Raw genomic sequence first — 12,255 nt, forward strand, 5'->3', positions numbered from 1 at the left:
TACATGCTCGACGAAAAAATGAAGCTTGAACACCTCAGACAGATGAGGGATTACCGCCAGAAGCTCATGAAGGAGCCTCAGCTGAGAAACCTTTTCCTTGAGCTGACAGTGCGCTGCAACGAGAGATGTCTCCACTGCGGAAGCCACTGCGGCGATGTTACCTCAGACGAGCTGACAGTTGAGCAGTATAAAACCTTCCTCCAGCAGGTCAAGGAGGACATGACCACCAAGGGCAAAATGCTTGATATCACAGGCGGAGAGCCCCTGCTCAGAAAGGATTTCTTCGATATCATGGGAGCTGCCCATGAGCTGGGCTTCGAGTGGGGCATGACCAGCAATGCTACTCTCATCGATGACAGCGTTGCCCGTGACCTTAGAAGAACAGGCATGGCTACTATTTCCGTAAGTATCGACGGTCTTGAAGCTACTCACGACGAGTTCAGAAGAACTCCCAAGGGCTATGAGAGAGCTATGAACGGTATCGAGAGCCTTATCCGTGTAGGCGGCTTTGAGAGCATTCAGGTCACTACCGTTGTTACTCACAAGAGCATAAGCGAGCTTGATGAGCTCTTCAAGATATTCAACGAAATGGATATAGACTCATGGCGAGTTGTAAACATGGAGCCCATGGGACGTGCAAAGCAGCACCCCGAGCTCATACTTACTCCTGATGATTACAAGTATCTCTTCGAGTTCATCAGAAACAAGCGTATCGCAGGCGAGCCTGTCTGCTACGGCTGCAGCCATTACCTCGGCATGGAGTACGAGCGCGAGGTCCGCGACTGGTACTATCTCTGTACAGCAGGACTTTACACAGCAAGTATCACCGCAAACGGCGATATCGTTGCCTGTCTCGATATCGAGCGCCGTCCCGAGTTTACACAGGGAAATATCCTCAATGACAGATTCAGCGAGGTCTGGAAGAACAAGTTCCAGATATTCCGCCGCGACCTTGCAGACGATAACGAAGTCTGTTCAAAGTGCGAGCACAAGGAATTCTGCCACGGCGATGCTTATCACAGCTGGGACTTTGACAACAACAAGCCGCAGGTATGCTTCAAGGATATCCTTTTCTGACGATATCTGTCATGATATATTAGGTATAGAACAAAAAAGTACGGAAACATCGGGTTTCCGTACTTTTTCGTTATTGTGATGTGATTAAAGCATTGAAGCTCTCAGCTCTTCGCCGCTGAGCTTTGAAAGATATGCAGGAGCGATATCGAATGCTGTCTTGCAGCCTGTAGCGCCCTCAGCCTTGAGTCTTGCAAGTGCTCTTGCATAGCAGATAAGTACGCTTGCTGTGAACTCAGGGTTGGACTCAAGCTTCAGTGAGTACTCTATCATCTGGTGAGTCTTTTCGCCGTCGCCTGTGAGACCGCTTCTCATTACGAAGCCGCCGTGAGGCATCTTGTTGTGCTTAGCGTTGAACTCCTCTTCGCTGATGAAGTTTACTGTTGTATCGTACTCGTCGAAGTAGTTCTTCATTGTCTTGATGTCGTTCTCGATCTTAGCGAGGTCAGCGCCCTCCTCGGGAACTATCCAGCACTCTCTCTTGTGCTTCTGACGTGTTGTGAGCTCAGGCTGGCTGCCGCTGCGAACAGCGTCCATAGCTGCCTCTATCGGGATAGTGTACTGAATGCCCTTCTTAACGCCCTCAACGCGGCGAATAGCATCGGAATGTCCCTGGCTTACGCCCTTGCCCCAGAATGTGTAGCTCTTGCCGTTGGGGAGAATGCTCTCAGCGTAAAGTCTGTTCAGTGAGAAAAGGCCCGGATCCCAGCCGAGGGAGATGAATGCGAGGTGACCGCTCTCCTTTGCAGCCTTGTCAACGTTTGCGAAGTGCTCGGGGATACGTGCGTGAGTATCGAAGCTGTCGATAACGTTGAAGAGCTTAGCCATTGCAGGAGTCTGCTTCGGAAGGTCTGTAGCGCTTCCGCCGCAGATTATCATAACGTCAATATCATTAGCCATTTTCTCAGCGTCAGCTATGCTGTAAACCTTAGCGCCTGCTGTGAGGGGCTTAACTGTTGATGGATCGCGGCGTGTGAAGATGCCTGCAAGCTCCATGTCGTCGTTCTGTCTGATCGCAAGCTCAACGCCTCTGCCGAGGTTGCCGTAGCCTGAGATGCCTATTCTTACTTTAGCCATATTAAATTCCTCCTTATATTACCGTGCTCGCCATTGAACACAGCCTAATGACATTATAGCACCTTTTTTCAGAGTTGTAAAGCGGTAAATCAAAAAAATAACAGCTTTGCTGTTATTTTTTTAGCCGTCAGCCCTTAGCCATTGGCAGAACTAAGAGCTAAGAGCTAAGGACTAAGAATGTAGGGGCGGCGTTAGGCTGCTCCCCTTAACGGAAAAAGCGGGCTACCGAGCCGTAAAGTAACGGCTCATATTTGGTAACCTGCGATTCCGCCAAAGGGGGCTCCCCTTCCGCCGCCACTACAATGGTTCCATTAAGTTTTTGTGAGAATCGCGGACTGCCAAAGGCAACCCCTACAAGTGCTTGAATTATCATAATTTTTATGCTATAAGCGGCGAGCCGCCGCAGCCTTTTTCGCGTTATAGATATAAAAAACGGTAGTTTTTTGCCGCGATTGTTGCTATTTGTGATTTTTTATGTTATAATATGAATCAGTACGATTTCGGAGGTAAAAAATGAGAATTCGACACAAACCATGGGCAAAGCCCGAGCTTGAGGCTTGTCCCTTTTACATAAAAGAGCCTGCTCAGCAGAAAGGACACTGGGCTGAGCTTTTCCCAGAGCCCGAAAAGCCTCTCTATGTGGAGCTTGGCTGCGGCAAGGGAGGCTTCATATCGCAGGCTGCTCCTGCGCACCCCGAGGCTAACTTCATAGCTATGGATATCAAGAACGAAATGCTCGTTCTTGCAAAGCGCAAGCTTGAAGCCGCTTACGAGGAAAAGGGGACAGCTCCCGACAATGTGCGCATAGCTATCCAGAATATCGAGCGTCTGGAGCTTGCGTGGGACGAAAATGACCGCGCAGACCGTATCTATATCAATTTCTGCAATCCGTGGCCAAAGGCTAAGCACAAGAAGCGCCGTCTTACCCATACCCGTCAGCTGGTGAACTACAAGAAGTTTCTCAGCGGCGAGCTTTGGTTCAAGACCGATGACGACGAGCTTTTCGAGGAGTCCTTTGAGTACTTCGAGGAGGCAGGCTTCAGGATAAAGTACAAGACCTACGACCTCCACGCAGAGAGTCCCTATGAGAATTTTGTAACGGAGCATGAGAAGATGTTCTCCGATGAGGGAAAGAAGATAAAATTCCTAATCGCAGAGCCCATAAGGGAGGAAAAATAATGGAATTTCAGAAGGATTTCGGCATTATCCATGTTGAGGGCGGCTCCATGAAGACCGCAGGCAAGGGCGACCTGTCTGTTACCGAGGACGTTCCTCAGAATATCCGCACAAAAATCGATCCCGTGACCGTTGCCAAGACCGCTGCAAAGGCTGCTGCTCTTACGGGACTTGTGCTGCTCAAGCATAAGATGAAAAAGAAGAAAAAATGAGCCATCTGGTGAATTGAGAATGTAGGGGCGGCGTTTCGCCGCCCGTTGCCATTTATCCGTTATCTTAATGCGGACGCCGAAACGGCGCCCCTACAGAAAAAGCGCAGAAGGTATTATCCTTGCTGCGCTGTGTTTTTATAGTATCCATGACATTTCTATACGATATCCTCGGGGGGCTGATTTTATGCCACTACCATTTTTTTCTTGCCCTTTTTGTTGCGCGGATACTCCTGTATACGGCTGATATAGTCGGTATTTACTATCTGCTTGTTGCCGTTTTTGTCCTCAAGCTCTATCCAGTTGTCCTCGATTTTTGTAACAGTACCCGTAACGCCTGTTGAGGCGGCTGTAGATATGATAACTTCCTTGCCGATATAGTTTTTTATAAGCTCATTCATGGTAAAAACTCCTTTTTTTCTTTTGATGCGGTTGTTTCGTGCGATCTTTGCCTGCATGATACGCCTTGCTCTCTGAGCAGGTATCACAAATAAGATGAAAAATATTATAAACCAGAACCACCAGTTGTTCATCAGATACCTCCTTGCGTATTGAATATAAGCAGCTGATATTACTGTTATAGTTAAATTATAGCACTTATATGCGGCGTTGTCAAGAATTGAGAATGCAGGGGCGCCGTTTCCGTGCCTTTAGCCCTTAGCTGTAGGGGCGCACACTGTGCGCCCCTGCCTGATGAAACAGCCCGAAAAAACAATGCAAAGGGTCGGGCGAACGATGTTCGCCCCTACAAATGGTTCATTAAGTCTTTCCGAGATTTGCGGATTGCCAAAGGCAGCCCCTACAGGCTAATGGGTAACTGCTAAGGGCTCGGGCGGATAATATCCGCCCCTACTATGCACTAATCACTAACAACTAATCACTGAATTAGTAAATAAATAATTATAATATGAAATCACTGGACAAATCTTTCACAATGTGATATAATAGATGTGTTAATTGATAAACTACCCTTTAATTCGATCCCGTGAGGTCGGCAAGGCGCGTTCGTAAATACTGTAACTATAACTATAACTATAGCTATAACTATATGTATGCTCCCTGCCGCGGCGGGGAGCATTTTTTGTTGAATGGAGTGCCGCCTATGGAGCAGAAGCGCATTATAATGGACGATAAGGCAATTGCCCGTGCTATCGCCCGTATCTCCTACGAGATAATCGAGAGGAACAAGGGCACGGAGGACCTGTGCGTGGTGGGTATCTTCTCAAGGGGAGTCCCTCTTGGCAAGCGTATCGCCGATAAGCTCTCGGAGCTTGAAAAGAACGAGGTCCCTTTCGGTGCTCTGGATATCACGCCCTACCGCGACGACAGCAAGCACGGCGGCGCTGATGAAAGAACGGATATCCCTTTCGACATCACAGATAAGAACGTGGTCATCGTTGACGACGTTATCTTTACGGGAAGAAGCTCCCGTGCGGCTATAGACGCTCTTATAAAGCGCGGCAGACCGCGTTCCATACAGCTTGCGGTGCTGGTAGACCGCGGACACAGGGAGCTCCCCATACGTCCCGATTATGTGGGCAAAAATCTCCCCACCTCTCACAGCGAGGTGGTCAAGGTCTCTGCCATGGAGATAGACGGCAGCGACGGAGTAGCGATATACTGAATATACTTACTAACAGAAAGCGAGGAATCTATGTCATCTATCCTGATAAAGAATATCCGTGCAGTTGATAATGCTGTGGACATTACAACAGACGTACTAATCAAGGACGGCGTTATCGCTGAAATTGGCGAGGGCATAACAGCTTCCGCTGAGCAGACCATTGACGGAACGGGACTTGTGCTCATGCCGTCACTGTTCGATATGCACGTACATCTCCGCGATCCCGGCTTCACCCATAAGGAGGACGTGCTCACAGGCTGCGGTGCGGCTCTGGCAGGCGGAGTTACAGGCGTTCTTGCAATGCCGAACACTAAGCCGCCCTGCGATAACCCCGAGACTATACGCTACATCATCGACAAGGCAAATGGTACGGGAGTTGATGTTTATCCCGTGGGCTGCATTACAGGTGGAATGAGCGGCAACGGTCTCTGCGACTATGAAGCTCTCAAAGCCGCAGGCTGCATATGTATCTCCGACGACGGACGTCCCGTTGAGAATGCGGAGAATATGCGAAAGGCTCTTGAGCTCTCCAACGAGAACGGTCTGCTGGTGGCTTCACACTGCGAGGACCTGAGCATTATAAACGGCGGTATCATCAACAAGGGCGAGACCTCCGCAAAGCTCGGTGTCAAGGGCATGGACAGAGCTTCCGAGGACTACATAACCGCAAGAGAGATGATACTTGCTTCATCAGTGAATGCGAGAATACATATCTGCCACGTTTCCACAGAGGGCAGCGCGGCTATGATACGCTTTGCAAAGTCAAGAGGAGTAAAAGTCACCTGCGAGACGGCTCCACACTACTTCATGCTGACGGATAAGCTTCTGGAGAAGCGTGACGCGGACTACCGCATGAATCCGCCGCTGAGGACTCCCGAGGACGTCAAGGCTATAATCGAAGCCGTAAAAGACGGCACTATAGACTGCATAATCACAGACCATGCGCCCCATGCCGCAGAGGAAAAGGCTGACTTTGAGAAGGCTCCCAACGGTGTTGTGGGACTGGAAACATCACTGGCGGCAACGCTTACGGCTCTCTACCACACAGGGGAGATAGACCTGCATAAGGTAGTTGAGCTCATGTGCGTGAATCCCCGTAAGATACTGGGACTTGACATACCGAGCATAAAGGTGGGCAGCACTGCCGACCTTGTAATAGCTGACATAAATAAAAAGTGGACAGTTGAGCCAGAGAAGCTCCACTCGAAATCACACAATACTGTTTTCAAGGGCATGGAGCTCACAGGAAAGCCTCTCGTCACTATATCAAAGGGCGAGATAAGATATAATGAAATGTAATTACAGGAGGAGAAACTATGTCATTTGACAGACTTATCGACAAGATAATCGAAATGAAAAATCCTACGGTGGTAGGTCTCGATCCGAAGCTGGAGTACGTTCCCGAGTTTATCCAGCGCCGCTACCTTGACAGCGACGGCTGGACATTAAAGGCTGCTGCAAAGGCTATATTCGACTTCAATCAGGCTATCATCGACGAGATACACGATATCGTGCCTGCTATCAAGCCTCAGGCTGCTTACTATGAGATGTACGGTCACTACGGTATCAGAACTCTTGAAAAGACTATCAGATATGCAAAGCTCAACGGTATGTTCGTTATGACAGACGGTAAGCGCAACGATATCGGCGCTACTATGGAGGCTTACACAAACGCTCACCTCGGTACAGTTACTATCGGCGGCAGCGATATCGAGCCATTCGGCGCTGACGCTCTCACAGTGAACGGCTACCTCGGCACAGACGGCATAGCTCCTCTCCTTAAAGTCTGCAAGGAGCGCGACAAGGGCATCTACGTTCTGGTAAAAACTTCCAACCCCTCGTCAGGCGAGCTTCAGGACATGAAAATGGCTGACGGACGCACAGTATATGAGTGCATGGGCGATATGTGCGAGAAGTGGGGCGAGGATACACGCGGAAAGTACGGCTACTCCGCAGTAGGTGCAGTTGTAGGCGCTACATACCCCGAAATGCTCACAGAGCTCAGACAGCGACTTCCTCACACTATGTTCCTTGTTCCGGGCTACGGCGCACAGGGCGGCGGAGCTGAGGGCTTGAAGGGCGGCTTCGACGAGAACGGTCTTGGAGCTATCGTAAACTCCTCACGCGCAGTAATGTGCGCATACAAGAAGGAAGGCTGCGACGAGCACGAGTTCGCAAAGGCTGCAAGAAGAGAAGTTATCCGCATGAGAGAGGATATCTGCCAGTACATCAACTTGAAGTAAGTAGTGTAGGGGCGGATATTATCCGCCCGTGTGTTACACAAAAGGTATATGGGATATATTGTAGGGGACGGCGTCCTCGACGTCCCGTTCTGAAAACAACATAAATAAACATTGAAACGTTCTGCCCACAATGGCGTGGAACAGAGCGCACAACATCAATAATACGACCTCTAAAAAATCGCAAGGAGGAATTTACAATGTCATTATTCAACATGGGAGAAAAAGCTTACCTTATGCTTGCCGACGGACAGGTGTTCGAGGGCAGGAGCTTCGGTGCCAAGGGCACTGTCATAGGTGAAGTCGTATTCACCACGGGAGTTACAGGCTATCAGGAAACTCTCACCGATCCCAGCTACTACGGACAGATAGTCACACAGACCTTTCCCCTTATCGGAAACTACGGTGTGAACTCAGAGGACAATGAGTCCGCTAAGTCCTATGTATCGGGATATATCGTTAGAGAGTGGTGCAACGCACCGTCAAACTTCCGCTGTGAGGGCAACATCAACGACTTCTTAAAGGAGCACAACATCGTCGGTATCAATAACATCGACACAAGACGTCTTACCCGTACTATCCGTGAGGTAGGCGTTATGAACGGCGTTATCACTACCGAGGACGTTTACGCAAAGAAGGACGAGCTTCTCGAAAAGGTCCGCGCTTTCACGGTAAAGGACGCTGTAAAGGCTGTTACCAATACCGAGACTCTTACTTATGAGCCCGAAGAAAAGAAGCTCCGCGTGGCGCTGTTCGATTTCGGCTACAAGCGCAATATCAGACAGGAGCTCTTAAAGCGCGGCTGTGAGGTAATCGTAGTACCTGCCTACACGACTGCCGCAGAGATAAAGGAGCTTGCTCCCGACGGCATAATGTTCTCCAACGGCCCCGGAGATCCTGCCGAAAATGTTGAGATAATCGAGAATATCAAGGAGATACAGAAGCTGGGTATTCCGATATTCGGTATCTGTCTCGGTCATCAGCTCATGGCGCTTGCCAACGGCGGAAAGACCGAGAAGCTGAAATACGGTCACAGAGGCGCAAACCAGCCTGTTATCGACCTTGAAAGCGGTCTTACCTACGTTACCAGCCAGAACCACGGCTACGCAGTAGTAGGGGACAGCATTGATCCTTCGGTAGGTCATGTTTCTCATATAAATGCAAACGATAAGACCTGCGAGGGCATACACTATACCTCAGTCAACGCAAGAACAGTTCAGTTCCACCCCGAAGCACACGGCGGTCCGCTGGATACAGCGTACTTGTTTGACGATTTTGTTGAAACAATGAGTAAGAAATAATTCAGTAGGGAACGCCGCCCTCGGCGTTCCGCAAAAGTGATATATTAAAGGAACGGCGAGGACGCCGTTCCCTACAATACTACTTACTACTTATTTGGAGGTAATAGAAATGCCACTCAGAAGTGATATAAAAAAGGTTCTTGTTATCGGCTCGGGTCCTATCGTTATCGGACAGGCTGCCGAATTTGACTACGCAGGTACTCAGGCCTGCCGTGCACTTAAACAGGAGGGACTTGAAGTAGTCCTCGTAAACTCTAACCCTGCTACAATTATGACCGATAAGGCTATGGCAGACAAGGTCTACATCGAGCCCCTTACACTTGACGTTATCAAGCGTATCATTGAAATAGAAAAGCCCGACAGTCTCCTCTCCACCCTCGGCGGTCAGACAGGTCTTACACTGTCCATGCAGCTTGCTGAGGAGGGCTTCCTCGACAGCCACAATGTAAAGCTTCTCGGCGCTGATCCCGAGACTATCCACAAGGCTGAGGACAGACAGGCTTTCAAGGACACCATGGAGAAAATAGGCGAGCCCTGTATCCCTTCAAAGGTCGTTGAGACCGTTGAGGACGCAGTTGACTTCGCACAGGTGATACACTATCCCGTTATCGTACGTCCTGCATTTACTCTCGGCGGAACAGGCGGCGGTATCGCCCAGAACGAGGAGGAGCTCCGCGACATCGCTACAAACGGACTTCGTCTTTCGCCTATCACACAGATACTTGTTGAGAAGTGCATAAGCGGCTGGAAGGAAATAGAGTTTGAAGTTATCCGTGACGCAAAGGGCAACGTTATCACAGTATGCTCCATGGAGAACTTCGATCCTGTAGGCGTTCACACAGGCGACAGTATCGTTATCGCACCTGCCGTAACTCTCAGCGACAGAGAGTACCAGATGCTCCGTACAGCAGCTATCAACATCATCAAGGAGCTTAAAGTCGAGGGCGGCTGCAACTGTCAGTTCGCACTCCACCCCACAAGCTTCAAGTATGCTGTTATCGAGGTAAACCCCAGAGTTTCACGTTCATCTGCGCTGGCTTCAAAGGCTACGGGCTATCCTATCGCAAAGACCGCAGCAAAGATAGCTATCGGCTATACTCTTGATGAGATAATCAATCAGGTAACAGGCAAGACCTATGCCTGCTTTGAGCCTGCTCTGGACTATGTAGTTATCAAGTTCCCGAAGTGGGCATTTGATAAGTTCGTTTACGCCAAGCGTACTCTCGGCACTCAGATGAAGGCTACAGGCGAGGTAATGGCTATCGGTACAAGCTTCGAGCAGGCTATGATGAAGGCTGTCCGCTCTATCGAGCTTGGCATGGACACCATGAACCTCAAAAAGCTTGCAAAGCTCTCCACTGAGGAGATACGCGAGAAGCTCCACGTTATAGACGACGAGCGTTCATTCTGCGTATTTGAGGCGCTCAAGCGCGGCATTACTCCGGAAGAGATACATGAGATAACCATGATAGACAACTGGTTCCTCTATAAGCTCCTTAATCTTGTAGAGCTTGAAAAATGGCTTGCTGAGGGCGAGCTCACCGAGGAAAAGTACGACATCGCTAAGCAGTACGGCTACCTTGATAGCACTATCGAGCGTATTTCGGGACAGAAGTGCCCCAAGCACAAGAGTGCCGTATACAAAATGGTTGATACCTGCGCAGGCGAGTTCAAGGCTGAGACTCCCTACTTCTACTCCACATTTGACGAGGAGAACGAGGCGAAGCAGTTCATTGAGCGCACCGATAAGGGCAAGAAGAAGGTCATCGTTTTCGGAAGCGGTCCTATCCGTATCGGACAGGGTATCGAGTTCGACTACTGCTCGGTCCACTGCGTATGGACGCTTAAAGAGCTTGGCTATGAGGCAGTTATCTGCAACAACAACCCCGAGACCGTATCTACCGACTTCGATACAGGCGACAGACTGTACTTCGACCCTCTCACAAAGGAGGACGTTCAGTCCATAATCGAGACCGAACAGCCTTACGGCGTTGTTGTACAGTTCGGCGGACAGACAGCTATCAAGCTGACACGCTATCTCTCAGATATGGGAGTTCGTATCCTTGGTACTTCCGCTGACATGATAGACGCCGCAGAGGACAGAGAGCGTTTCGACGAGGTGCTTGAAAAGTGCGGTATACCGAGACCTGCCGGACATACAGTTATGAACACAGAGGAAGCTCTTGCAGCGGCAAATGACCTCGGTTATCCTGTGCTTCTCCGTCCGTCATACGTTCTCGGCGGACAGAATATGATAATCGCTCACTCCGACGCAGACGTAAAGGAGTATATGGGCATCATCATGAGCCATAATATAGAGAACCCTGTTCTTATCGACAAGTACATGATGGGTACTGAGGTCGAGGTCGACGCTATCTGCGATGGCGAGGACTTCCTTATCCCAGGTATCATGGAGCATATCGAGCGTGCCGGCGTTCACTCGGGCGACTCTATCTCCATTTACCCTGCTCAGCACCTTTCTGAGCGTATCAAGCGCATTATCGTTGAGTACACAAGACTGCTCTCCAAGGAGCTCAATGTTATCGGTCTGGTAAATATCCAGTACGTCGTATACAATCACGAGGTATTCGTTATCGAGGTAAACCCACGTTCTTCAAGAACTGTTCCTTATATCAGCAAGGTTACGGGAATACCTATGGTGGATATCGCTACAAAGATAATGTTCGGTGCAAAGCTCAAGGATATGGGCTATGAGAGCGGACTTTACCCTGCTGGCGACTATGTTGCTGTTAAGGTCCCTGTATTCTCATTCGAGAAGCTGACTAACGTTGATACAATGCTGGGACCTGAGATGAAGTCAACAGGTGAGTGTCTCGGTATCGGCAGAAACCTTGAGGATGCGCTCCTCAAGGGACTTATCGCCGCAGGCTTTGACCTCAAGCGCGAGGGCGGAGTTCTTATCTCTGTCCGTGACAGCGACAAGAGGGAGATACTTCCTATCGCAGACAAGTTCGAGCGTATGGGATTCGAGCTCTATGCAACATCGGGTACGCAGAGCGTCCTCCACAGAAACATGATAGCGGCAAACCTTGTCCGCAAGATCTCCGACGGCGAGCCAAATGTGGAAACACTCCTTGACAGCGGCAAGATACACTACGTAATATCCACATCTGCAAAGGGACGACTTCCCGAGCGCGACAGCGTTAAGATGAGAAGAAAGTCCATAGAGCGTTCTATCTGTAGTTTAACTGCTGTGGATACGGCGAAATCGCTGGTAAAGGTGCTTGAATCGGGCAGAACTATCAACGACGTTGAATTAGTTGACATCACCAAGATATAAACCTGTAGGGGCTGGCGTCTTCGACAGCCCACAGCAGGGGCGGATATTATCCGCCCGAAGCTGTTAGCCGTTAGCCTGTAGGGGCGCACAGTGTGCGCCCGTGACATACACGCTTTTGTAGGGGCGACGGGACGCCGTCAATACACAAAATAACATAATACACTTACGGGGCGATGACCACATCGCCCCATACATTTCTTTTCTCAAAAGATACGGGCGCACACTGTGCGCCCCTACATTCTCAACTCTCAAT

10 protein-coding genes are annotated in these 12,255 nt (G+C 49.7%); 8 read left to right on the plus strand and 2 right to left on the minus strand.

The features are described from left to right. The first annotated feature begins 3 nt into the window (after positions 1–3). On the plus strand, positions 4–1,077 hold the full coding sequence (locus T497_RS0104660; protein WP_028514618.1) for a radical SAM/SPASM domain-containing protein: 1,074 nt from the start codon (positions 4–6) through the stop codon (positions 1,075–1,077). 84 nt (positions 1,078–1,161) lie between these two features. Here T497_RS0104660 and T497_RS0104665 read toward each other — a convergent pair whose 3' ends face one another. Continuing rightward, complete coding sequence (locus T497_RS0104665; protein WP_028514619.1) at positions 1,162–2,151, minus strand: diaminopimelate dehydrogenase; 990 nt, start codon at positions 2,149–2,151, stop codon at positions 1,162–1,164. A 513-nt stretch (positions 2,152–2,664) separates the two neighbouring features. Between T497_RS0104665 and trmB the strand changes: the two genes are divergently transcribed. Both trmB and T497_RS0104675 read left to right on the plus strand, forming a co-directional pair. Next, a complete protein-coding gene (trmB, locus tag T497_RS0104670) occupies positions 2,665–3,330 on the plus strand; it encodes a tRNA (guanosine(46)-N7)-methyltransferase TrmB (protein ID WP_028514620.1) in 666 nt (221 codons plus the stop codon). Continuing rightward, entirely contained in the window at positions 3,330–3,539 is a 210-nt protein-coding gene (locus T497_RS0104675; protein WP_028514621.1) for a hypothetical protein, read from the plus strand. Before trmB ends, T497_RS0104675 begins: the two co-directional genes overlap by 1 nt. 182 nt (positions 3,540–3,721) lie before the next feature. Here T497_RS0104675 and T497_RS0104680 read toward each other — a convergent pair whose 3' ends face one another. Beyond that, positions 3,722–4,069 carry a DUF6897 domain-containing protein gene (locus T497_RS0104680; RefSeq protein WP_028514622.1) on the minus strand — a complete coding sequence of 116 codons (348 nt, stop codon included), beginning with the start codon at positions 4,067–4,069 and terminating at the stop codon, positions 3,722–3,724. A 569-nt stretch (positions 4,070–4,638) separates the two neighbouring features. Here T497_RS0104680 and pyrR point away from each other — a divergent pair. The 5 genes from pyrR (at position 4,639) to carB (ending at position 12,002) form a co-directional block, all read left to right on the plus strand. Further along, positions 4,639–5,160 (plus strand): bifunctional pyr operon transcriptional regulator/uracil phosphoribosyltransferase PyrR, encoded by a 522-nt coding sequence (pyrR, locus tag T497_RS0104685; RefSeq protein WP_028514623.1) that lies wholly within the window; start codon positions 4,639–4,641, stop codon positions 5,158–5,160. A 30-nt stretch (positions 5,161–5,190) separates the two neighbouring features. After that, entirely contained in the window at positions 5,191–6,459 is a 1,269-nt protein-coding gene (locus tag T497_RS0104690) for a dihydroorotase (protein ID WP_028514624.1), read from the plus strand. 17 nt (positions 6,460–6,476) lie between these two features. After that, positions 6,477–7,403, plus strand: a complete 927-nt coding sequence (gene pyrF, locus T497_RS0104695; RefSeq protein WP_028514625.1) for an orotidine-5'-phosphate decarboxylase — start codon at positions 6,477–6,479, stop codon at positions 7,401–7,403. A 197-nt stretch (positions 7,404–7,600) separates the two neighbouring features. Next, the gene (locus T497_RS0104700) at positions 7,601–8,701 is read left to right on the plus strand and encodes a carbamoyl phosphate synthase small subunit (protein ID WP_028514626.1); all 1,101 of its coding nucleotides are present in this window, start codon (positions 7,601–7,603) and stop codon (positions 8,699–8,701) included. Positions 8,702–8,810: 109 nt separating this feature from the next. Beyond that, positions 8,811–12,002 carry a carbamoyl-phosphate synthase large subunit gene (gene carB, locus T497_RS0104705; RefSeq protein WP_028514627.1) on the plus strand — a complete coding sequence of 1,064 codons (3,192 nt, stop codon included), beginning with the start codon at positions 8,811–8,813 and terminating at the stop codon, positions 12,000–12,002. Positions 12,003–12,255: the final 253 nt, after the last annotated feature.

The sequence above is a fragment of the Ruminococcus flavefaciens MA2007 genome (assembly GCF_000621845.1).
Classification (GTDB): domain Bacteria; phylum Bacillota; class Clostridia; order Oscillospirales; family Ruminococcaceae; genus Ruminococcus; species Ruminococcus flavefaciens_E.